Source organism: Paenibacillus sp. 01L418 (genome assembly GCF_056400045.1).
The window spans coordinates 1-23,909 of record NZ_JBFTSN010000067.1; the positions used below are offsets into that span (position 1 = coordinate 1).

Here is a 23,909-nt window from a genome sequence, read left to right on the forward strand (position 1 = left end):
GGATCATTCAAGCCTCAGTCAAATTGGCTAAGCAGCAGGCAAACTACAAAGCTTGTCGCTTTGCATATTCATCTGGCGTTTTCCCAATAATGGATTTAAAGTCCTTAATAAAATGTGATTGATCATAATAGCCAAGCTCTGCTGAGAGTTTAAGTGAATCATAATGAGTGCTCTTATCGATCGCTTCCGCCGCATTTTGCAGTCGGTACAGCTTAATCACCCACTTTGGAGTTATTCCGACATATTGACTGAATAGGCGCTGTAGCTTCCTTTTGTTAATATCGAAGGTTTCGCATAGCTGCTCTACCTTGGTCAGTTCTTGATCTTCGTGTATTCGTGTGATGATTTGATTGACGAGTGTAATCGACTCATCCGGCTGCGGGAGATGACGTAGAAGCAAGGCCTCGGTAAGTGTGATCATGCAAGCAGGATCTGCTGCCAACCTTAGCTGCTGCTCGTACGCGATAGCATCCGTCCCCAAAACAGCCTGAATCGACAACGCTTGGTCCGTAAGCTCTGCTAAAGGCGAGTTTAGAAAAGGATAAAAACCGCCAGGCTGAAACTTAATGCCGAATACTCGTCCTTTGCCTTCAATTTTTTTCGTATACATTTGACTGGCAACGCCATAAATGCCGCTTTGGTGGTCTTCGATAACGAGATTGACGCAAGGATTCGGGACGACATCCTGAAAATAAGGAGCATGGCCTTCTAAATCCCAGTTTATTATCCAGTAATGCTTAATGAATGGAAGGAGAGGATCGGAAGGAGCGTAACGGGAAAGCTGAAATTTTTTCTCGCTCTCACTCCGCTGTAAAATACCTAAACTGCGTTTTTGGTCGATAGTGTTCATTACTATATCACTCCTATTGATCAATTTGTCGCGTTTTTACAATACGATCCTAGCAGATAGTTTTATACTACGAGTAGAAAACATCAACCATTTTAAATAGAAAAAGGAGTGTAACACATGGAGTTTAAATATGAGTTTTATATTGGTGCAGCGCCCGAGAAGGTATGGGATGCATTCGTATCGCCTGAGGGAACGCGTCAAACATTTTTTGGCTGTATTATTGAATCAACTTTCGAAGTAGGCTCATCGCTTAAATATGTTGGGCCAGGTACGGAAGGCGATGAAACCGTTCATATTTATGGTACTATTTTAGCATATGAGCCAAGCAAAATACTTAGCTTTTTGGAGCATCCAGGTCCTTCTTATCGGTCGAATCATGCAGAGTTGGAGTCAAGGATCACTTTTACGCTAGAAGAGGTTGGGGCTACGACGAAGCTAATTTTGGTTAATGACCAATTTACTGAAGACCATCCTTCGATTCCAACGACGGATAGTCAGTGGTGGATGATTCTAAGCAATTTGAAAACCTTTGTTGAGACGGGCAAGGAACTGGATTATGGTTGGTAACGATATGGTTTTAGATATATAGATATTAAATCTACGACTAACTCTAACGGCTCATTCGTAATTGCTGTGTTAATTTAATGCTTCTCGAAAAAAACCTTTATAGAGTCAGTAAGTATTGGGCTGGCTATATAGTATTTTCCATCAACAGAGTTGGTTGTAAAAGACATTTTTTTGTCATCACCTTCAAACAAATCGATCGAATAAAGAAAACCATCTTTCTTACTCTGATCTGAAGAAGGAATAAGTTCTAGGTCTTGTATAGATTGCAGCCACTCTTTAATTTATACTGCATCACGGACAGACTTTTTTTCTCCTGAGGATCCATTTGTTAGTGATACATGATCCACATGTAATATGTTTCCGAGGAAAAGCTCTCGTAATTTTTGGGTTCATCATCAGCCACTGTACAGCCCGAAGCAACTATTATAATGGACATCATGAACAAGGCCATTCTAAACAATTGGATTTCCTCCTCGTTTTATGTAAGGGATTACCTACTAAACGATAAAAGTTCAGTTTATGTTTCCAGGTAATCGATGTGAAAAGAGAATAGTGTAAGTATTTCCAGACTGACAAGAAAGCCTCCAGAGCCTAAAAATGATTGATCATTAAAAGATCAATCATTTTGTTTTATTAATTGAGAACTACCAGCAGCTGCTGGTGGTTCTTTTTGTTGAATTCGGTAAACGCTTGTCGAAGCTCTTAACAACAATAAGGTCAACGGACATGAGATGCGTTATTTTGCGAAATTCCCCATTAATTGCTAAGCTTGCGGACATATAGGCCCTTATTTGGGTTAAAAAGCTCATTTAACAACCTAATCCGCCCGATTAGCGTATCGTATGTCCGTTACCCCGCCACTTTTGCCTATATTTCATGAAATAGCGGATTCTATGTCCGTTAGATTTTACATGTTATGCTGCATGCTGCACGCTGCGTGCTGTGAGGCAAGGCTTTTAATGGCGGGTCGAGCTTGCAAAATAAGGCGAAAGATTTCTTTTCATGGCTTAATTCTTTATACTGTATAAAAAGGACAGGCGTCATACGTCTGCGACTACGGATAGGAGAGAACAGAGAATGGGGTATAAAATCGTTTTTTTTGATATCGATGGCACGCTGATTAATGAGCATAAGGAAATTCCGGCAGATACGATCAAAGCTATTGCGGAACTGAAGGAAAGTGGAGTGGAGCCGGTTATTGCAACAGGAAGAGCGCCTTACTTTATAAAGCCGCTTGCTGAGCAGCTTGGCATCGAGTCATTCGTATGTCTAAACGGCGGATATGTTGTGTACAAAGGAACTCCTCTATATAGACGAGAGATCGAAAAAGGCCGTTTGGAGCGACTTGTAAAGGTTGCAGCTGAGCATAATCATGGACTCGTATTTGAAGGGGAGCATAACTTTTTTGCGGACAAAGAGGATCATCCCTTTATTATAGATTCGGTAAATTCATTAAAGGTAGATCTGCCAGGCTATAACCCGGAATTTTGGAAAACGGATGATATCTTCCAAGTATTTCTACACTGTGAGAGCCATGACGAGCATCTATATGATGGACTGCATGACGAGCTGAAGCTTATTCGCTGGCACCCTCAAGCGATTGATGTTCTTCCCGCAGGCGGCTCCAAAGCTCAAGGGATTGAGGCATTGCTCGAGAAACTCGGCTATACGACTGCCGATGCGGTCGCTTTTGGCGATGGCTTGAATGATATTGAAATGCTGGAGACAGTGGGCCTAGGCATCGCAATGGGCAACTCGCATCCAGACCTGCTGCCATTCGCAGATTATGTAACAACGCATGTGGATGATCAGGGGATTCGCAACGGATTAATCAAGGCTGGTTTGTTAAAGGGATAAGACTGGATTTGTGTGATTATATGCAAAAATAGCAGTAAACAAAAAGCTGACGCGTATTTAAAGCGTTAGCTTTTTCTTGTTAGTAGCCGCTTGAATCTACATCCTCAGATAGAAACGGCGGAATCCTTTCGCTTCCTCTTTAGCCCCTTACCCGTTATAACCTTTAATAATCGTTTTCTGTGCTAAGCGGCTATAACTGTTCTTTACCTTGCCACCAGTCCTCTCCTCATTTTAAGATAAATATGAAATATATGGATGGTGTGTTTGGAGGCAATCGAAAATGAATATCCCCATTAAACAATATTGGAGACTGTTAAGCACTTATTTAAAGCATGAGCGGCAAAAGCTCGTTCTGCTCTCTGTACTGCTGCTTGCCAGCATTGGTTTGCAGCTTTGGAATCCGCAAATTATACGGCATTTTATTGATAGCGCGCTGCAGCCTGGCATTCAGATTAATGATCTTATCGGCAGCGCTTTGCTGTTTATTACAGTTGCGCTACTGCATCAACTCGCTAGCGTTTCCTCAGGCTATATTGGAGAACAAGTCGGCTGGACAGCAACGAATGAGCTAAGAGGTGATTTGGCGAAGCATTGCTTGCACCTCGATCAGAGCTTTCATAAGGAGAGAACGAGCGGTGAATTAATTCAGCGGATCGATGGCGATGTGAATGAGCTGTCGCATTTTTTCTCCAATTTCATATTTGTGCTGGTTGCGAATCTGCTGCTCATAGCTGGTGTACTCGTGTTGATGTTTCGCGAGGATTGGCGCTTAGGAGCAGGCATGACGGTGTTCGTTGTATTGACGATATTCGTGCTTCAACGAATACGAACGGCTTTTTCGCCTTTTTGGGTGAAATCAAGCGAAGTGCAGGCGGAGTTTTATGGGTTTGTTGGCGAGCATTTGGCGGGAACAGAGGATACACGTGCAAATGGAGCAAGCGAGTTTGTGATGAGGCGATTTCATGGACTGCTCCGCAAAATATTTCCGATTACGCTGAAAGCAAGCATAGGCGGATATTCGATGTGGGTATCCACTATTTTTGTATTTACGCTTGGCCGATCACTTGCGTTATTATATTGCGCATATTTGTGGACAACGGATTCGATGAGCCTTGGCACGATTTATTTGGTCTTTACGTATACCGAGCTGCTCAATCATCCGCTTGAGCAAATCCGTACACAAATTCAAGATTTACAACGAGCGGATGCTAGTATTATAAGGGTTAGCGGGCTATTCGCTACGGAATCGAAGCTAAAAGAGAAAGAGATAGCGGCTGATATGCCTGAAGGCGCGCTTTCAGTAAGCTTTTCGAATGTCTCATTCGCTTACACAGGTGAGGACGGGGACGGGGAGCGAGTGCTCCACGATGTCGATTTTAATCTTCAACCCGGTAGAGTGCTCGGTTTGCTTGGACGAACGGGAAGCGGTAAAAGTACGTTGGCCAGACTGCTTGTTCGCTTCTATGATGTGAAAGCAGGGTCTATTGAGCTGGGCGGTACAGATATTAGGGATTATACGCTAGCTGACCTGAGAGGCCGAATCGCGATGGTATCTCAAAATATTCAGCTGTTTCAAGCGACCGTGCGAGATAATCTCACGCTTTACGATCCAACGATTTCGGATGAGCGGCTGCATGATGTATTAGAAGATTTAGGGCTGGGTGCCTGGTTAGCTTCACTTGGCGAAGGGCTTGATACTCAGCTGGCCTCAGGAGGAAGCGGTTTGTCGGCAGGAGAAGCGCAGCTGCTTGCATTTGCCCGTGCTTTTCTCTCTAATCCGGGTCTCGTCATTCTTGATGAGGCGACTTCAAGGCTCGATCCTGCTACGGAAGCGCATATTGAGAGAGCGATCGATAAACTGCTTGAAGGGCGCACTGCCATTATTATTGCCCACCGGCTTGCAACAATTAAACGAGCAGATGACATCCTTATTTTAGATGCAGGAACGCCTGTGGAATCCGGCAATAGATCGCAATTAGCGGCTGATCCAAGCTCAAGGCTATACCAATTACTGCAAACCGGCGCTGTGGAGGTGCTTGTATGAACAGCAAAGAAATGACAACGGTGCAAGCCATGTGGCGGCTTATTTGTTATCGCCCGGTTCTCTATTCTGCCAATGCTATCCTTTGGGCAACCATTCATCTATTCCCGTTGCTGCCCGGCTTAATCATTCAGCAATTTTTTGATTCGCTCACAGGTCATGCCAGCTGGTCGCTTAGCGCATCAAATCTAGCCATCTTGTTAATGGCTGTAGCTGTTGCGAGAATCGTCACGATTTATGCGGGTGCTTTGACGGATACGATTCACCGCTTTAGTATGGGCTCTTTGCTTCGGTGGAACATGCTGCGCTGGATCTTGCGTCAGCCGGCAGCGGCGGCCATTCCGATCTCGCCAGGCGAAGCCGTCACACAATTTCGCGACGATGCCAATCAAGCAGAGGATGCCATCAGCTGGACGCTTGATTTCATTGGCAAATTGTTATTTGCGGCAGCGGCAATCTTCATTTTACTGCGGGTTAACGTCAGCATTACTTGTTATGTATTTCTGCCGCTTATACTCGTTGTATCAGTCACCCAGCTTGCTTCCAAGCGCCTGCAGGCCTACCGTGCCACCAGCCGCGATGCGACGGGCAAAGTTACGGGTATGGTCGGTGAAATGTTCAGCTCGGTGCAGGCMATTCAACTTGCTGGCGCGGAAAAACGGTTTATCGACAGACTTCGCTTATTGAATGGGCAGCGCAGGCAGGCTGCGCTTAAGGATCGATTATTCACCTCTATACTTGATTCGGTATTTTCTAATATCGTGAATATAGGAACAGGATTTATTTTGCTGCTGGGCGCTTCTGCTATGCAGCGCTCGGAGCTGAGCGTTGGCGACTTTGCATTATTCGTCTATTATTTAACGTTCGTGACCGATTTCACTGCGTTTTTTGGCAGATTTTTAGCTACGCTGCAGCAAACAGGCATTTCGTTTAAGCGAATGGTGCAGCTGCTGCAAGGCGCATCAACCGAAAAGCTTACAGAGCATACCCAATTGCAGCTGGGCGGTGCATTTCCTGAAAACCATCGCGCTTCAAAGGAGCAGGAGGAGGCTCCATTTCGTACGCTTTCAGTAAGGGGACTCAGCTATCGGTATAAGGATTCCGGCAGAGGAATTGAAGATATAAGCCTGGAGCTGACAAGAGGCAGCTTCACCGTTGTAACGGGGCGGATAGGTTCTGGCAAAACAACGCTGCTCCGCTCTGTGCTTGGGCTGCTGCCTCCTCAGGCGGGAGAAATTTGGTGGAATGACGAGCGAGTAGCAGATCCGGATTCATTTTTTGTTCCGCCGCGCAGCGCCTATACCTCGCAGGTTCCTAATTTGTTTAGCGAAACGCTTGAAACAAATATTTTGCTTGGTATGCCAGATATACCAAGCCGCACGCAGAAAGYCATTCACACCGCTGTGCTGGACAAAGATATTTTGCAGCTTGAGCATGGACTCGAAACGATGATTGGACAACGCGGCGTGAAGCTGTCTGGCGGTCAAGCACAACGTACAGCGGCTGCCCGCATGTTCGTTCGTGAGCCGGAGCTGCTCGTATTTGACGACTTATCGAGTGCGCTGGATGTGACGACAGAGAAACTGCTTTGGGAACGAGTGGAACAGACGCCGCATGCGGCATGCCTCATTGTTTCCCACCGCAAAGCCGCTTTGCAACGTGCCGATCATATTATCGTCATGAAAAATGGGAAAATAGAAGCGCAAGGCAGTCTACAGCATTTGCTTGCGGTTTCAGCGGAAATGAGATTGTTATGGGAAGAAGAAAATATGGAAGCAGCAGAAGAGTAAGGGGATGATCGAATGCGTGAAGACATGCAAATAAGAGCGATGGAAAGTAATGATGTCAATGTCATTTTCCATGCGATTGAACATCAAGATATTAGTAAGCGATTAGATTATATTGCAAGATGCTGGGAAGAAAATAAAACGGGACAGCGCGTCACCCTTGTCGCTTTCTACAAGGGTCAGTTCGCTGGATGGCTGCATCTGCTGTCACAATCGTATTATCCCTATTTTCAGCAAAACAACATTCCTGAAATAAACAATTTTGATGTGATCCCAGCCTTGCGGCGCAAGGGGATTGGAAATGCTTTGATGGATGGCATTGAGCAGATCGCATTTGAAAAATACGGAATTGTTGGCATCGGTGTAGGGCTCTACCCTAGCTATGGCAGTGCACAGCGCATTTACGCTCGCAGAGGTTATATTCCTGACGGTAGAGGAATTTCGTACGAGAATGTCATTGTGAAGCCCGGCAGCATGGTTCGTGTCGATGATGAACTAGTGTTATACATGGTGAAGGATGCGCCTAATTCCTATTCGGAAAATAGCAAATAGATTGCCCATACGATTCATTGTTCCTCTATCGGGGTAAGAAGTAGTAGACCGATAGCTTGACCATAAGAAGCTATAACTAACAGCTTTCTAGGAGGTGCAGGCAACAATGGATACAGATAGAGACTTGTATGGCGAAGTAGAAGAGGAAATATTGGCACAAAAGCAAGGCAACAGCTACGTTCTGACAACAACCAAAGGAACGATCGGTAAGATCACTTACACGATGGTCGACGTAGATACCTGGGTCATTGACCACACTTATGTGGATGGCGACTATCGCGGCCAGCATTTGGGGCGGCAGCTGCTTGATTTTGTAGTAGAAGAGGCTAGGGAGAAGGGGAGACGGATTATTCCTTCTTGCTCCTATGCGTTAGCCGAGTTCAAGCGGAATCCAGCATATGAGGATGTATGGGATAAAACAAACACGGAATATTCCGATTCGTACAGCTCCAGCGGAGCGGGTGCAGCAAGCGGCGGATTGTCCAACTAATAAGCAATAAAAAAAGAGCTGTCTACCTACAAAGGTGGATGGCTCTTTTGCTGCCTATAACGATTACTTCGCAGTAGTTACTCTAGCTTGTTCATTCAGCTTAAGCAGGTTTGAAAATTGAAGTGGTTTGCGGTCGGTTTTATTGTTTGCATTTATTCTTGGTGGATACATGTAAAGACCTCCTTTAATAATAGAATATATTTACAGTAACATATGGAATAAAGTGGCGTCAATTGTCATTTTTTGTTCGATTTAAGTAGTGAAGAAGTTGGTTGAAATCAGTGGAATAGGCATTTTCTATTTCATGGTACCCATCTCTTTGTCCTACTATAGTCGCAAATTTGGAATAAAGTCTGTTCAGATAGGCATGGCTTGCAAGCGCGTGAAATTCAAATGTCCTGACCTTCGGATTCTCAGCGGCGATATGGTTTGCTAGAAAACGAAAGCCGTTAATGAACAATCGGCCGCTTCGATAGGCGTCGTTTATAATGACGGAATCTACGAAAGCAATTTCCCCTTCGCGAACAGGCTCATATTCCGTAGACAAATATCTATAATGCGCCCATCCAATCGTGTCGCCCTCTAGGCTTAGGATTAGCATTACTTTGGATTGCTGTAGAGACTGTAAAATATGATATAAGGTATCCGGAAGCGAAAACTTGCTGCTGAAATCGGTGCGATGCCTGATGAAATATAGGGCATACTGTGCTAAATCAGCATCATTCTTACAAACGCGGTACTGCGCAAGCATCGATAAGCAACCTCCTTCTATTTTCGTTCCTTCAGCGTTTGCCTGACTCGATTATTGATTTCAGGATGTTTAGATAACACATAATGAAGCCCTTTCCGCTGCAAGGTAAGGAACACGCAAGGCGTAATGGCTGTGATATCGGCTGTACGCGGCACATTGTTAAGCAAAGCAATTTCACCAAAATGGTCTCCGTCCTCTAATATGGCAAGTCGAAGCTTTCCATCAATCGCATTTGCGTCCTTGCGTGATACTTCAACCCGGCCGCGTGCAATTAAGTAAAATTTCTCACCCTGATCTCCGGCATGAATGACAGGTTGGCCTGCGCTAAATGTCTCCGTGTTGAACAGACTTCTAATTTCTTTCAGTACTTCGTTATCAATACCTTGAAAGAAAGGAAGCTTTGCGAGCCTTTCCTCATCAATATCAGCTTCCTGCCCGCTATTTGAAATCAGCATACCATTCTGCTTTTCCCATAATTCTTTATAATAGCCTCCGCGTGCAAGCATTTCCTCGTGAGTCCCAATGTCGACCAGCTCACCTTTATCAAACACAAAAATGCAATCTGCACCTGTTATAGAAGATAAACGATGCGTAACGGTTATTACGGTTCGATTGCGTGACAAATCCCTAAATGTACGGTTAATAGATGCCTCAGCTATCGGGTCTAGCGCAGAGGTAGCTTCATCCAACAATAATAGTTGGGGATCTTTTAATATCGCGCGAGCAATGGCGAGCCGCTGCCGCTGTCCTCCAGACAAATTAGACCCATCATCCAGCACCAGCGTATCGTAACCATTTGGCAGCGTCATGATGAACACATGAATTTCAGCTTGTTTGGCAGCTTCTATGATTTCTTCCCTCGTTGCCGTTGGTTTGCTGATGCGAATATTGTCCATAATGGAACCTCGAAAGAGAAAGTTATCTTGAAATACAACCCCGAGCTGATCTCGGTAAGAGCTTCGACTTAGTTCCTGCATGGGAATACTATTGATTTCGAGTTGACCTGCACTCGGGTCATAGAAGCCCAGCACCAGCTGTACGAGCGTGCTCTTGCCAGAGCCGCTAGAGCCTACGAATGCAGCCGTTGTTCCAGCTTTAATATGTAAATTAATCTTTTTCAGTGCTTCCTGCTCCTCGTTATAGCGAAAGGAAACGTCTGAAAAGCGAATATCCGGCAAATGATTTAGGGGGCTCGTCATAAGTGCTTTACCCGTTGTTTCCTTAGGCGCTTGCAGCAGCTTATTCATTCGCTCGATGCTGACGGAAGCATCCGTGAAGACTGGAATCGTTGCGGTTAAATTAAAAACGGAATTTCCCATTGAAGTATACATCGTGAAAAAGGCAACCAAAGCCCCGATCGTAATATGCCCGTGAAGTGCGAGATAAGAGCCAAGCCCAATAATGGATAAATTGATCAGGAGTAAGCTGATCAGCGGAATTCGCTCCAGCTGAGCGTTAATCACATTTTTTCGATAGTGAATGAGATACATCGTTTGCAGTCTGCCCACAAATTTATGTGTCATCGCCTGCTGGAGATTAAAACCTTTGACTACTTTTTGCGCTCTAATGTTTTCCTGTATGTCGCCTGTTAAATGATCGAGTTGCTCCTTATGAGCGACGTTAATGGCTTGAGCGCGAGCGCCCAGCAAGTAAGGACCGGCAAAAATAAGGGCTGCCCCAAACAATATAGCTAGTGCCATACTCCACTGCAAATAAAATAAAACCGCGGTGCTAATGACTACAACGGAAAAAGATTGTATTCCTACCGTCAGAATTGCGTTCATTGCTCGCTCAATGGCAGGAAGATCGACTGTGAAATAGGAGAGCAACTCACTTGAGCGCGTCTTCTGGAAGAAAGCGAGGTTCACTTGCTGCATATGCTCAAATAATTGTTTGCGCAAATCCTGCTGCACCCTTGCACTCAGCTTGGCAAGAGCATAATCGCTGAAAACGCCAGCGCTGAGGCAGAAGATGCCGCTAGCCGCCAGAATGATGATGATAAGAGAAAAGGCATGCAGGTCCTTGGGAAGGATGGCTTTGTCGATTAGAAATTGAAAGCTCAATGGAGCTAATGAAATGAAGATGAGATCCAAAAATAGCGTAACGAAAAAAAATATAGCCAGAGGCTTGTAGGCACGCATATAGCCTGCTAAATGCTTAAGAACAATAAATACCATGACGGATTGTGCTCCTTCTGAGCTTAAAAATAAATTTCATGAGGGTATTTCATCACATCATCGTGCCAATGGGTGAACTCCATAACATACTCTTCAATAACGCCATGATCCGAATCCTGAACCGCCACTTTCCTGGCTGACTTCGCGCAAAGGCGCTGAAGATTCGGCTGTGCGGGTATCCAGAACCGAAGCTCTGTAACAGGCTGTTTCAACTGCGCTAAGTATTGAGCGAGAAACTGTGAAGCTTGGAGAAACAATCGGGTGCTTCGATAGCTTTCCTTAATAAAAACCGTCTGAATCTGAACGATATGCTCATTTTCATAGTTTTGATCTCCGGTACCGTGTATGTACCCAATTGCGCCTATGATTTCATCATCGGGATTGCGTAATAATATAGATTCTTTCTCCATAAACAGCGGGCTTGAAAGGTAGCTGAGAGAGACAGGAAAGGAATAAGGCAGGTTTAGCTGCACGAAATGTTCCAGCAAAAAAGTGATGTAGGCCTCTTGATACTTGGCAGTAGAGCAAATGTTGAAATAATAGCTCATAGGCTTAATTACCTTCTTTCAAGATAATGACCAAATTATACCATGATCTGACAATGAACAGAAGATTGATTGTGTATTCGACAACATTTGCAGCGTCCCTATTCCGCATCCATACTCACATTTTTTCAATTTATACGTACAATAACCTAATCGATTTGGAATGAAATGGAGGAAAACTAAGGTGATACTTGTTGCGGGTAGTCCTACGTTTTCGATTAATCCTTTGACGTTATCGGAGATTGAACGAAAAATACTGCAAGAGAAGCAGAAGAGCCAGGTTGTCTATCGCTATCCATCGGTTGATGCGCTCGAATTTGAGCTGAAAACGCGCATGCATACGGTTGAAGCAGCCAAAGCGCTATATGCCAGTGGAGTGAGCTTTGCGACCTTTGCAGGGTCAAAATGCAATGAGCAATACTGGACGCGTACGGAAAACGGCGGCTTTCAGCTAAAGGGAGGCGTACTGCCTTCGGTTGGCATTAACGATATTTTTGAAAATGGACATTTGTACGGCTTTGAATGCGCAGGCGCTATTATCATTATCTTTTATAAAGCAGTGCTTGATACGGTTGGCGATGCCGTGTTCAACGCTTATTTTAAAAACCTGTTTTTAAGAGACTGGCAATACGACCGTGATTTAAGCTTAATAACTACCTATGATAAAAATGAAGCCTACCCTGGCGACGCGCTCTATTTCAAGAACCCTGATCATGATCCCGATACACCCGAATGGCAAGGGGAGAATGTCATCATGCTGGATGATGATTTGTATTTCGGCCATGGCATCGGCATTGAATCCGGCCAAGATATTATTAATGCGCTGAATCGCATGCGCTATGAGAATGCCTCTATATCTGCCTACTTGCAGGATATTGTGGTACATCCAGATTATGAATACTTGCGCGGCTTAAACGTTAGGGACGTTTGGTGGGATGGGGGAAGTGGTTCCGAACAGCTCGGCATTGCGGCAAGAATAGGCACGGGTTCGGTTAGATATTAAAATGATTCGGGTCTTAGAGATAGGTGAAAAGACACCTGTAGGAGATGCGTTTGCTGCTCTCGAATACAGGTGTTTTCGCTTCGCGTGCATGGAGGAGTATAATGGAAACAGCTATGATAAATATGATCATTTGTAGGGAGCAAGCCAATGAGAATGCATGTGTTAATTGTAGATGATGATCCTTCCATCCGGGAACTTTTGCGTTTTGTTTTGGGCAAAGACGGCTATGTCGTTCTCGAAGCGGAAAATGGACAAGCAGCGTCCATCTTGCTTGAGAATGAACAGGTGCATCTTGCTGTCGTCGATATTATGATGCCCGGTAAAAATGGGTACGAGCTGTGCCGCGAAATCAGAGAGCATTATGACATTCCCGTTATGATGCTGACTGCAAGAGCGGAGATGGAGGACAAGGAGCAGGGGTTTGACTCCGGGACGGACGATTATTTAGTTAAGCCGTTTGAGCCAAAGGAGCTTTTGTTTCGTATAAAAGCGCTGCTGCGCCGCTATCGCCTTGTATCCTCTGAGGTTATTAAGCTCGGGAACGTCTCCATTGATCGAAGAGGCTATGAAATTAAAATAGGTGATGAAGTGATTACCCTGCCGCTGCGGGAATTTGAGCTGCTGTCACAGCTTGCAAGCCACCCAGGCCGCATTTATACACGGGAACAGCTTATTCAGCTCATCTGGAGCGCGGATTTTAAAGGAGACAGCCGCACGGTTGATGTTCATATTAAAAGGCTGCGCGAGCGCTTCGCGGATTGTCAGGACGATTTCACGATAACAACGATCAGGGGTCTCGGCTATAAGCTGGAGGTGCATGAGGGATGAAGTCGCTGTATGTTCGAATTGTGTTCACGTTTGTGATGGTTGCTATGATTAGCCTCATTCTAGGCTTGCTATTTACGGGGCTGTACTATCAAAATAATCAGCAATCCAGCAATGAGCAAAAAATGATCGCGATCGCTCAAAACATCAGCACCCAATATGAGCAAAATCCGCAAATGGATCTGGATAGCTATCTGACACATATTGCAGCACTTGGCTTTCAAATTTATTTGGTTCATGACCATTTGCAAGGACAAGCCTACGGCTCGCCGTTCAAGCATGGAAAGCTGAGCGAGCAGCAAATGCAATCGGTGCTGGACGGAGCTATTTATCGGGGGCTGGAGGAGCAGAAGGGACGGCTGGAGCTGTTCTCTTATTTCAAAAATAGTGTTTTGAACACAGCGGGTATGAGAGTTCAGACGCAGGATGGGTATGCAGCGCTGTTTATCCGCCCTGACTTGCAGCAGCAAATTGGCGAAATACGTATTATTGCAGCGATATTGATCGGTGCTACCTTCGTCATCAGCTTGCTGTTAATTGTGTTCTTATCACGCCTCATTGTGAAGCCAGTCAATGAGCTTACGAGAGCAACGAAAAAGATCGTTGCAGGTGATTTTGAAGCGGGGCTRCAGCTCTCGCGCAAGGATGAGATCGGCGAGCTGGCACGCAACTTCTCGGTGATGTCGGTGGCGATTAAGCAGCTGGATCAGATGCGGCAAGAATTTGTGGCGAATGTCTCGCATGAATTTCAGACGCCGCTTACATCTATGCAGGGATTAGCCCGGGCTGTGCTCGATAAGGAAACGACGCCGGAGCAGACGGATAGCTATATGGCCATTATAGAAAAAGAAAGCAAACGTCTATCCCGCATGAGCAAGCAGCTTCTAACACTTGCTGCGCTCGACAAGGATAATAAGCCGCTCCATAAGACAAACTTTCGATTAGACGAACAGCTGCGCCAGCTGTTAATTACACTCGAGTGGCAATGGTCGGAGAAAAATTTGTATTTGGAGCTTGAGCTGCCGGATACGACGATCCATGCTGATCAAGAATTGCTCTATGAGGTGTGGTTAAACCTGATTGCCAATAGCATTAAGTTTTCGGATGCAGGAAGGCCGATCAGCATTAAAATAGTGGAGAGCGACGTCATTACTGTTGTCATCGAAGATCAGGGAACAGGCATATCAGAGGATGATCTCCCATTCATTTTTGACCGTTTCTATAAGGCGGACAAAGCTCGCAATGATGCTACTTCAGGCAGCGGGCTTGGACTCTCTATCGTGCAGAAATTGGTGGCTTTGCATCAAGGCAGTATCGCTATTCAAAGCAAGCGGGCAGTTGGAACAACGGTTACCGTTACCCTTCCGCGAGCTTAAGTTATTATGTAATTATCGTTGTCAATATAGAAAATACCTCATTCCTTTAAATATAAGGGGAATGAGGTATTTTTATTTTGTAAATATGTATCTTTTATGTGAGGTTATTCGGTTGCAAATCTTGTAACATGAATAAAAAAAGGTTTTTAATTGTTTAATCTTATGTTAGTTTTATGTCATTTACATGCTTTGTGAAGCTCATTTTCATGCTGAGGAGTGGTTTTTATGACAGAGTTGTTAAATATGGATATTCCGAAAGAAAAGCTCATATTGGCTAAGCATTATCCCATTCAAGTATTGGAAACGATAGGCGTCAACGCGACCTATCAGAAGCTTCATTGGCATGATGTGCTTGAAATCAATTTAATTAAATCAGGAACCGGCTATTACATCATTAACGGGCAAACGTTTGAGTTTCAAGAGGGTGATATTTTGCTTATTAACTCGAATGATTTGCACTGCGCTTACGAAACGAAGGATTTGGTCATGCAAGTGATCTGCTTTGATGCGTCTTGGCTGCTAAATATTGTCCGTTATGATTCAGAAATTTTGCATCCCTATAAGGAAATGGGGGTCCATTTCACTAATTTGCTGGACCGCAATGAGCCTCATATGAACGAGCTTAGAAGCCTGCTTCTTGAAATTCAGGATGAGCATGATCAGGAGCAAACCTCTTACGGTTCTTTGGTTTATTCAAATTTAATCCGCTTTCATGCATGCGTAAATCGTTACTTCCGCAGAGAGGGGTTAAATCGGGGAAAGGACAGCATCGGCGCAAGGCAGCTGGACAAAATGCGCAAGGTCATTTACGACATGCAAAAAAACTTTGCATATCCATGGACGCTTGAGGAACTCGCAGGACTTGTTTACTTAAGCCCCTCCCGTTTTAGCGATATTTTCCGGCGTACAGTAGGGACGCCTCCGCTGCTTTATTTGATTCATATTCGCTTAGAGCATGCCGTCATGCTGCTCGAAACCAGCGATATGAAAATTACAGAAATCGCACTGGAATGCGGTTTTCGCAGCTTATCTAATTTCAACCGTTTATTTAAGAAGCACATTGGCTCCTGCCCGAAAATCGCAAGAGGCTAAATCATATGGAAACAGTAAGATAGTGTTAGTTATCAATCGTTTAAGAGGAGAATCAACACAGCGGAAAAGATAAAATAAACACATGACGAATGGATAACGCATTTATGTTACTTTAACTAACATTAGAAAAAAGGGGGGGAGCATGCTGCGAACAGATCTACAAACCAAACAGCATGTGTACAAGCAGCCCGGGCAGACGAAACGCTTTATCAAACAATGGGATATTCAGCTCATGGTTATACCAGCGTTGCTCTTCATTTTTGTCTTTAACTACATTCCCATGTATGGGGTGCTGATGTCTTTTCAGGATTACAGCATTTTCAAAGGGTTCATGCACAGTCCGTGGGTAGGGTTTAAACATTTTGAAATGTTTTTTAATGCTCCTGAGTTTTGGGTGGTTATGCGAAATACACTCGTCATCAGTTTGCTGAAGCTGGGTATTGGATTTCCAGCGCCAATCGTATTGGCACTGATGCTGAATGAGATTAATAACCGTACGTTTAAACGAATTATTCAGACGGTTAGCTATTTGCCTCATTTCTTGTCATGGGTTATCGTATCGGGCTTCGTTATATCGATGTTATCCACCGATAACGGAAGCTTAAATATGCTGCTGGAATCCGTGAATCTCATTAAAGAGCCAATCAATTTCTTATCCTTGCCGGAGTATTTCTGGGCGATCCTTGTCACAACCGGTGTTTGGAAGGAAATTGGATTTGCTTCTATCGTTTATTTAGCTGCTATTGCAGGCATTAACCCGCATTTGTATGAGGCGGCTTCAATTGATGGAGCCAGCAGAGTGAGACAAATTGTTACGATTACGATTCCATCGATTATGCCCGTTGTTGTTGTGTTCTCGATATTAGCAATTGGCAACCTGTTGAATGCCGGATTTGAAGATATTTTGCTGCTAGCTGGAAACCCGGTGCTGCGCGACGTAAGTGATGTTATCGATACTTATGTGTATAGGCTGGGTATTCAAAATTCCCGTTTCTCTTATGCAACGGCTGCCGGTCTATTCAAAGCAATTATTAGCGTCGGCTTATTAGCAGGAGCAAACTATTTGGCTCGCCGATCAGGCAACAGCTTGTGGTAAAGAGAGAAAGGGCGGCGAAACGATGAAATTATCCTTTGGCGACAAAACATTTATGGCAGTCAACTATTTTCTATTGTTTGTGTTAGGCTTCACAGCCTTCTATCCATTCTGGAATGCTGCAGTGATTTCCTTTAATGCGGGAACCGATACGATGCTCGGTGGAATTACATTTTGGCCGCGCGTCTTCTCGCTAGACAATTATGAGGTCGTTTTCAAGGACAAACGACTTATAGATGGATTTATTATTTCTATTCTTCGTACGGTCATAGGTACGCTCCTATCCATTGCAGCAACAGCGATTTTTGCTTACGGAATGAGTAAGCGAAATTTAGTTGGACGAAAGTATTACATGATCTTTTGCGTGTTGACCATGTACTTTAGCGGCGGCTTAATTCCAAGCTACCTGCTCATTCGTGAACTTCATTTGATGAATTCGTTCTGGGTTATGATCATACCGGGAATTATCAGTGTATGGAACATGATCATTTTCCGAACCTTCTTTCTTGGCATACCGAATGGACTCGAGGAATCGGCACAAATTGACGGCTCCAGCAACTGGGGTATTCTATTTCGCATTGTTCTTCCTCTATCGGGGCCTGTCATTGCAACGCTTTCGTTGTTCACGGCGGTGTATCACTGGAATGATTGGTTTTCACCGAGTCTTTATATTTCAGATATTAACCTATTGCCGATTCAAACGAAGCTGCAGCAAATATTGAACTCCAATATTATGCTGGAACAAATGTCCCAAATGGATTCAGCGGCACAAGGCCGAATGAGTGCAATGAAGGCGGTAACTTCAAAGTCGTTATCCATGGCAACCATGATGGTGGCGACCGTTCCGATTTTATGTGTGTATCCTTTTGTGCAAAAGTATTTCGTGAAGGGTGTTCTCGTTGGTTCTTTGAAGGAATAACCAAGGGTTTAAAGCGTCAGCTTTAACCATAGATAGACAAGCAGAAGGGAGTTTAAGCGATGGCTAAATTCAGTAAAGCTTTTCATGCAGCATTGTCAATCACACTTGTCGTTGTACTTGCACTAACAGGATGTTCAAGCAATAATGGTGCGAATTCCGGGGTAAAGGAAGGAACCGACAACAAGCCGGATTCAAGTAAAGCTGCGTTTGTGCTGGGGGATCAACCGCTCGAGTTTTCTTTTTACGGCCATTATGATTGGTATACGATGCCTCCTTGGGGCGACGATTTATCGACGAAATGGATTAAGGAGAATAAGAAAGTAAATGTGGTGCCAATCAGCTCAGGAGGCAATGCGAAACAAAAGTTCAACACGATGATTGTAGCGGGAGAGCTGCCTGATGTGATCTGGATGGAGCGCAACGCAGACGTAGAGAAGCTGCGCTCGGAAGGAATGCTTGTTGCTTTTGACGATTACTTAGATAAATATCCGAATTTAAAGAAATGGGCTGGTGAGGCTACGCTTGATATGCTTCGCTCTTCCGACGGCAAGCTGTATCAGTTTCCGAACTGGTATACGACGCAGCCTAATGGCAATGCAGGTTATTTGGTAAACAAGAAGATCTATGATGAGCTTGGCAAACCGAGCTTGGAAACGACGGACGATCTTTATGCTTACTTGAAGCTGGTGAAAGAGAAATATCCGGATGTAGTCCCTCTGGAAGTAGGACAAAGCGCTTCGGGTATCGATATTATGGCATCCGCTTTTGCTGAAAACCGTCCTTATACGTACAATGCAATGATGGCTGTACCGTCAGGCGATAAGCTGGTATCGATCTTTACAGATCCTGTCTACCGGGAATCGATTCAATACGCAAGCAGATTATACCGTGAAAGACTGATTTCGCAGGATAGCTTTACGCAAAAGGCAGAGCAGGTCGAGCAGAAGATTGTAACGGGAAAAATAGCAGTTTACGCGGCTTCCAGCCCGACGGAGTATGGTGCGAAGGGCAATGCGCTATTGGCGGCCAAGGACCCAAGTGCGGGGTATTTCATTACATGGCCGGTTCATAAAGCGGGACTTGATAAAAACAAAATATTCCCTGGCGATTACAAGCAGCTAGGCTGGAACGTCAGTGTCATTACGAAAGCGGCCAAAAACCCAGAAGCGATCTTCGCATTTTTGGATTGGTTCACGGGTCCAGAAGGACAGCGCCTTAGTATGTGGGGACCAGAGGGGATTTATTGGGATGGAGTGGATGCTGATGAAGCGCCATTGTTCACCGATAAGTTTGTAAATGACGTGGAAGAGCGCGAGGCATTAATGGCTTCAATCGTTAACTTTCAATGGGTAGGAAATACGGTATATGTAGACAACTCGAAGATGAAGTTTGAATCTACGCTGCCTGTGGAGAAACGGAGCTGGGAAACGTACTGGCAATCGGAAATTACGTGGAAAACGCAGCTCGATACGACAGAGTTCGTTAACTTGGACCCTGCTGGAGATACAGATGAGGGCATCGTTGGTTCAAGCGTATTCTCCATCTATGAGAAGTCGAGAGCGAAAGCGATTATGAATGCATCCTCCGATGCAGAAGTTAATCAAATTTTGGATAAGGCTGAAGCCGATGCACAGCAAGCTGGTTATGAGAAGCTTTTGAAATACAAGACAGAGAAGTGGCAAGAAAACGTAAGCAAATTAAAAAAATAGTGGTTTTAATTACAGGCAAGCTGGCTTCAACTGCAGCAGTGGGATTGGAGGCTATATTCTCTATTGTTCATGCTTAAGCGATTAGTTTGCATGCATGGCGAGAAGAGAATAGCCTCCAAAACCAAGTATTCGCATGGGAGAGAATATAATTGACATATTATTTGGGTGTGGATGGTGGAGGCAGTAAAACGATCGCTGTTGTATGTGACGAAATGGGGAGGGTTGTGGGCGCTAGTGAGAGCGGCTGCGGCAATCATCAATTAGGAGTAGAACTTGCTAGAAGCAATATTCAGGCTGCTGTTATCCATGCCATGATGCATGCAAAGGTAACACAGGAGCAGATTGCGTATGCAGTATTTGGTTTGGCGGGAGCAGATCGCGAAGCTGACTTTGAAATATTAAGGCCGATGATCGCGAAGCTTGGGTTTGAAAACTACGAGATCGTTTGCGATACGGTAATCGGTCTGAGAGCCGGTACGAAGCAGCCGGATGGGGTTGTTGTCATATGCGGCAGCGGGACAAACAGCTTTGGCGTTAATCGCCATGGCGAGAGCTTGCAATGCGGCGGATTCGGTTATGCTTTCGGTGATTTTGGCGGAGGAAGCTTGCTGGCAGTGGAAGTTTTTCGTTCAGTTATACGCTCATGGGAGGGCAGAGGGCAAGCTACCTTGCTTACGGATCTGACCCTTGAACAACTAGGCTACGACACCGTTGAAAATATGTTCCACGACTACTTGAATCAGGGCAGGATGATTCCTCACCAGCTTGCGAAGCTGCTGTTTGAAGCGGCGGAGCAAAAGGATGAGGTAGCTTGCAGCATTCTGAAGAGGCAGGGTGAGGAGCTTGGCATGACGGCGAGTGCTGTCATTTCGAAGCTGAATATGAATCATGATGTATTTGATCTCGTTATGGTTGGCAGTGTGCTAACCCGCGGCGACAGCCGCTACGTTGCGCCTTATTTGGAGGAGCATGTGAAACGGGCAGCTCCAAATTGCAGCTTGACCGTGTTGACGATGGAGCCTGTGGCAGGCGCGATTTTATTAGCTATGGATAAAACGACTTCTTCTATTGAAGAGTCTGTATATGCTTGTTTACAACAATGTTTATCAGTGAAGGAGGCGCAAGCAGAATGGGTGATCGATTAAAGGTAGTCGTTATTGGCGGAGGATCTTCTTATACGCCAGAGTTGATTGAAGGTTTTATATTAAATTATGCGACCTTTCCTGTGACGGAAATTGTGCTGGTAGACATACCGGAGGGACGGAATAAGCTGGCTATTGTCGGTCAGCTTGCCAAACGCATGATTGAGAAATCAGGCTTGCCTATTAAGCTGGATTTGACGCTGGATCGACGCTCGGTGCTGGCGGATGCTGACTTTGTAACGACGCAAATGCGTGTCGGCCGATTGGAAGCGCGCGGCTGGGATGAGTCTATTCCGCTCAAATACAATATGATTGGGCAGGAGACGACGGGTGCAGGCGGGATGATGAAGGCTCTGCGCACCATTCCTGTTCTTCTTGAAATTTGTAAGGATATGGAGGAGCTTTGCCCAGATGCATGGCTGCTTAATTTTACGAACCCGGCCGGCATGGTTACAGAGGCTATCCATAAGCATTCACGCATCAAATCAATTGGGCTATGCAACTCTCCAATAGCAGCATATAAATGGCTGTCATCGTTGTACCAAGTACCGGTAGAGCAAATCCAATGCGAATTCGCTGGGCTTAATCACCTGCACTGGATTAGCTCTATTACAGTTAATGGTGAATCCAAACTGGATGAGCTCTTGAATAACCAAGACGGGTACTCCGCCAAAAACGTACCTCAATACGCTTGGAATGGCAGTTTACTTCGTTCATTGCGAGCAATCCCATCCTATTATTTAAAATATTTTTATTTGCAGCGCGAAATCTTGGCCGAGCAGCAAGCAGCGGCTGCCAAAGGTGAAACGCGGGCGGAGACGGTTCAGCGGCTTGAGGATGAGCTGTTCGAAATTTACAAGGACCCGAATCTGTCGGAAAAACCAAAGCAGCTTGAACAGCGCGGGGGTGCTTATTATTCGGAGGCGGCTGTAAAGCTGATGAACTCGCTGTATAACGACAGCGGTGATATTCAAACGTTAAACGTGCCAAATCAAGGGGTGCTGGACTTTCTGCCGGATGACGCTTGTATTGAAGTCAACTGTGTCGTTACGAAGGAAGGTCCAATTCCGCAGCCTGTAGCTATTGTGCCAGCGGCAGCGAAAGGACTCATTCATGCTGTGAAAGTGTATGAGCAGCTGGCTATTGAGGCAGCTGTATCCGGCAATAGGGATACGGCATTGCTGGCACTCGCGCATCACCCGCTCGTTGATTCAACGAATGACGCGCAGCGTATGCTGGATGAAATGCTGGAGCAGAACAAAGCGTATTTGCCGCAGTTTTTTGCAGAGTAAGCAGAATATAAATGAACGAAGACGTCTTCGCCGATTAGGGTGAGAGACGTCTTTTTTTGCGCTTAGTAAGCTCAGTCGCAATCGCCCGCAATAACTGTTACATTAGAATTAAAATATGAGTTAGGCATAGGTTCCGTATAATTTCAGCTTGTTTATAAGCTTATATAATGGAGGGTTGCGTATATGTCATCTTTTAAGGCGCTTGTGATTAACAAAGTAGAAAATGAGATTATCGCAAACACGCAGCAGTTGGACTTAAATGATTTGCCGCAGGGTGAATTGCTTATTAAGGTTGCGTATTCCAGTGTGAATTACAAAGATGCGTTAGCTTGTTTGCCTAAAGGCGGTATTGTAAAAAGCTATCCTTTTGTACCGGGCATTGATTTGGCAGGCACGGTTGTATCAAGTGAAGATGAGAGATTCCAAGAGGGCGACGAAATTGTGGTCACGGGATTTGGGCTCGGCGTCAATCATTTCGGCGGTTTTAGCGAATATGCCCGTGTGCCTGCGGAATGGGCGATCAAGCTGCCACAAGGTTTGTCGATGAAGGAAGCCATGATACTGGGGACGGCAGGTTTTACTGCGGCTTTGTCCGTATATGAGCTTGTGCAAAATGGCATTCGGCCAGAGGATGGTCCTATTCTCATTACTGGTGCAACTGGAGGAGTAGGCAGTATTGCTGCTGCAATTGCGGCGAAGCTTGGATATGAGGTGGCAGCGAGTACGGGGAAACTGGATAAGCAGCAGTATTTGCTTGATTTAGGCGTGAAGCGAATTCTGCCAAGAGAAGAGCTTCTATCTGGTTCCAAGCAGCCTCTGGACAAGCAGATATGGGCAGGAGCTATTGATTGTGTGGGCGGGGAGACATTAACCGCGGTGCTGTCTCAATTAAAATATGGCGGCGCCGTAGCGGCGAGCGGTTTGACAGGTGGAGCGGGCCTTTCGCTGACAGTATACCCATTCATCATAAGAGGAGTGCGGCTGATCGGTATTGATTCCGTCATGGCAGGGATGGAGATTCGCAGCAAAATATGGGCGCTATTGGCTGATGCCTATAAGCCAAGTATGCTGGGCGAACTATTCTCGGAAATTGGCCTGAATCAGGTGAGCGACCAGGTAGCTACTCTCTTGAATGGGCAAGCCAAAGGCAGAGCCATTGTAAAGCTATAATGATACAAAAGAGCAATTGCCCTCATGCGGGCAATTGCTCTTTTTTTTAAAGCTAACCGCGTTTTAATCTCCGTGCGCGGAATTGCTTGTATTGAAAATAGATCGTGCAGCCGATGCAAAAGCCGAGAATGGCGGCTAGAGCAGCAGCTCCCATCATTCCAGCAAATATATAACCAGCTATAGTCCAGCCAAGCGTAAAGCTAAGCAGCGAGAAGGTGAGGAAACCTACACCTAGGGAGTTGTTGAAGCGCTGCAGCTCAGCTGCTTCTGTTTGTGCGGAAGAAATTCGACCGTTTAGGAAAGGGCGAGCCGCAATAATGAATAAATTAGCTTTGGGACCGAAGATAAGTCCAATTATTTGAATAATCCAAAGTGCTGCAATAAGCCAAGGCAACTGCAGGCCTATCGCAAGAAGCAGTACGGCAACGATACCGACTTGGTTACTTCGAACAAATGGAATGGGAATCTCCTTCATTATAAAAACCAACTTTCCGTATTGGATTTATATAATTTAATAGTAGATAATTTAAGCTCGTTTGGCAATAACCAAATGATTAATCGATCAAAAATATTATTAAATGACAACTTTCGATAACTACCAATTTTTTTCAATATTCATATATAATAGATTAATAATACTAAAGAACTAATTTCTTTGATAAGAGGTAGAT

At 45.0% G+C, this 23,909-nt stretch carries 21 protein-coding genes; 16 read left to right on the forward strand and 5 right to left on the reverse strand.

The window, feature by feature from the left end; translation table 11 throughout:
- Positions 1-43: 43 nt before the first annotated feature.
- Entirely contained in the window at positions 44-850 is an 807-nt protein-coding gene (locus AC1DSE_RS11670; RefSeq protein WP_477510742.1) for a DUF6597 domain-containing transcriptional factor, read from the reverse strand.
- 117 nt (positions 851-967) lie between these two features.
- Between AC1DSE_RS11670 and AC1DSE_RS11675 the strand changes: the two genes are divergently transcribed.
- The 6 genes from AC1DSE_RS11675 to AC1DSE_RS11700 all read left to right on the forward strand — a co-directional run bounded on the left by AC1DSE_RS11675 (position 968) and on the right by AC1DSE_RS11700 (position 8,144).
- Positions 968-1,417 (forward strand): SRPBCC family protein, encoded by a 450-nt coding sequence (locus tag AC1DSE_RS11675; protein WP_477510743.1) that lies wholly within the window; start codon positions 968-970, stop codon positions 1,415-1,417.
- A gap of 1,077 nt (positions 1,418-2,494) precedes the next feature.
- Positions 2,495-3,274, forward strand: a complete 780-nt coding sequence (locus tag AC1DSE_RS11680; RefSeq protein ID WP_430055858.1) for a Cof-type HAD-IIB family hydrolase — start codon at positions 2,495-2,497, stop codon at positions 3,272-3,274.
- 280 nt (positions 3,275-3,554) lie between these two features.
- A complete protein-coding gene (locus AC1DSE_RS11685) occupies positions 3,555-5,318 on the forward strand; it encodes an ABC transporter ATP-binding protein (RefSeq protein WP_477510744.1) in 1,764 nt (587 codons plus the stop codon).
- Positions 5,315-7,105 carry an ABC transporter ATP-binding protein gene (locus tag AC1DSE_RS11690; protein ID WP_477527699.1) on the forward strand — a complete coding sequence of 597 codons (1,791 nt, stop codon included), beginning with the start codon at positions 5,315-5,317 and terminating at the stop codon, positions 7,103-7,105. Before AC1DSE_RS11685 ends, AC1DSE_RS11690 begins: the two co-directional genes overlap by 4 nt.
- A gap of 12 nt (positions 7,106-7,117) precedes the next feature.
- The gene (locus AC1DSE_RS11695; RefSeq protein ID WP_477510746.1) at positions 7,118-7,654 is read left to right on the forward strand and encodes a GNAT family N-acetyltransferase; all 537 of its coding nucleotides are present in this window, start codon (positions 7,118-7,120) and stop codon (positions 7,652-7,654) included.
- Positions 7,655-7,760: 106 nt separating this feature from the next.
- On the forward strand, positions 7,761-8,144 hold the full coding sequence (locus AC1DSE_RS11700; RefSeq protein WP_076268532.1) for a GNAT family N-acetyltransferase: 384 nt from the start codon (positions 7,761-7,763) through the stop codon (positions 8,142-8,144).
- 229 nt (positions 8,145-8,373) lie between these two features.
- Here the strand turns inward: AC1DSE_RS11700 and AC1DSE_RS11705 are convergent, their stop codons facing one another.
- From AC1DSE_RS11705 to AC1DSE_RS11715, 3 genes are read right to left on the reverse strand one after another with little or no spacing between them, the layout of a single operon-like run.
- Complete coding sequence (locus AC1DSE_RS11705) at positions 8,374-8,895, reverse strand: GNAT family N-acetyltransferase (protein ID WP_339206296.1); 522 nt, start codon at positions 8,893-8,895, stop codon at positions 8,374-8,376.
- Between the two features lie 17 nt (positions 8,896-8,912).
- Complete coding sequence (locus AC1DSE_RS11710; RefSeq protein ID WP_477510747.1) at positions 8,913-11,072, reverse strand: ABC transporter transmembrane domain-containing protein; 2,160 nt, start codon at positions 11,070-11,072, stop codon at positions 8,913-8,915.
- Positions 11,073-11,095: 23 nt separating this feature from the next.
- Complete coding sequence (locus tag AC1DSE_RS11715) at positions 11,096-11,620, reverse strand: hypothetical protein (RefSeq protein WP_477510748.1); 525 nt, start codon at positions 11,618-11,620, stop codon at positions 11,096-11,098.
- Between the two features lie 181 nt (positions 11,621-11,801).
- Here AC1DSE_RS11715 and AC1DSE_RS11720 point away from each other — a divergent pair, with 181 nt between their 5' ends.
- The 10 genes from AC1DSE_RS11720 to AC1DSE_RS11765 all read left to right on the forward strand — a co-directional run bounded on the left by AC1DSE_RS11720 (position 11,802) and on the right by AC1DSE_RS11765 (position 23,238).
- A complete protein-coding gene (locus AC1DSE_RS11720) occupies positions 11,802-12,620 on the forward strand; it encodes a protein-glutamine gamma-glutamyltransferase (protein WP_477510749.1) in 819 nt (272 codons plus the stop codon).
- Positions 12,621-12,767: 147 nt separating this feature from the next.
- Entirely contained in the window at positions 12,768-13,448 is a 681-nt protein-coding gene (locus AC1DSE_RS11725; protein ID WP_076268528.1) for a response regulator transcription factor, read from the forward strand.
- Positions 13,445-14,821: a sensor histidine kinase gene (locus AC1DSE_RS11730; protein ID WP_477527700.1), complete on the forward strand. Its 1,377-nt coding sequence runs from the start codon at positions 13,445-13,447 to the stop codon at positions 14,819-14,821. The genes AC1DSE_RS11725 and AC1DSE_RS11730 overlap by 4 nt, the downstream gene beginning before the upstream one ends.
- A gap of 225 nt (positions 14,822-15,046) precedes the next feature.
- Positions 15,047-15,913, forward strand: a complete 867-nt coding sequence (locus AC1DSE_RS11735) for an AraC family transcriptional regulator (protein WP_076268526.1) — start codon at positions 15,047-15,049, stop codon at positions 15,911-15,913.
- Between the two features lie 142 nt (positions 15,914-16,055).
- Positions 16,056-17,009 carry an ABC transporter permease gene (locus AC1DSE_RS11740; RefSeq protein WP_477510751.1) on the forward strand — a complete coding sequence of 318 codons (954 nt, stop codon included), beginning with the start codon at positions 16,056-16,058 and terminating at the stop codon, positions 17,007-17,009.
- Between the two features lie 22 nt (positions 17,010-17,031).
- Positions 17,032-17,925: a carbohydrate ABC transporter permease gene (locus tag AC1DSE_RS11745; protein ID WP_076268524.1), complete on the forward strand. Its 894-nt coding sequence runs from the start codon at positions 17,032-17,034 to the stop codon at positions 17,923-17,925.
- 59 nt (positions 17,926-17,984) lie between these two features.
- The gene (locus AC1DSE_RS11750) at positions 17,985-19,634 is read left to right on the forward strand and encodes an extracellular solute-binding protein (protein WP_477510752.1); all 1,650 of its coding nucleotides are present in this window, start codon (positions 17,985-17,987) and stop codon (positions 19,632-19,634) included.
- A 149-nt stretch (positions 19,635-19,783) separates the two neighbouring features.
- Positions 19,784-20,779 carry an N-acetylglucosamine kinase gene (locus AC1DSE_RS11755; protein WP_477510753.1) on the forward strand — a complete coding sequence of 332 codons (996 nt, stop codon included), beginning with the start codon at positions 19,784-19,786 and terminating at the stop codon, positions 20,777-20,779.
- Positions 20,764-22,068: a 6-phospho-beta-glucosidase gene (locus AC1DSE_RS11760; protein ID WP_477510754.1), complete on the forward strand. Its 1,305-nt coding sequence runs from the start codon at positions 20,764-20,766 to the stop codon at positions 22,066-22,068. The genes AC1DSE_RS11755 and AC1DSE_RS11760 overlap by 16 nt, the downstream gene beginning before the upstream one ends.
- Before the next feature lie 183 nt (positions 22,069-22,251).
- Positions 22,252-23,238 carry an oxidoreductase gene (locus tag AC1DSE_RS11765; protein ID WP_477510755.1) on the forward strand — a complete coding sequence of 329 codons (987 nt, stop codon included), beginning with the start codon at positions 22,252-22,254 and terminating at the stop codon, positions 23,236-23,238.
- Positions 23,239-23,290: 52 nt separating this feature from the next.
- Here AC1DSE_RS11765 and AC1DSE_RS11770 read toward each other — a convergent pair whose 3' ends face one another.
- Positions 23,291-23,713, reverse strand: coding sequence for a DUF4395 domain-containing protein (locus AC1DSE_RS11770; RefSeq protein ID WP_477510756.1), 423 nt, complete (start codon positions 23,711-23,713; stop codon positions 23,291-23,293).
- Positions 23,714-23,909 lie beyond the last annotated feature (196 nt).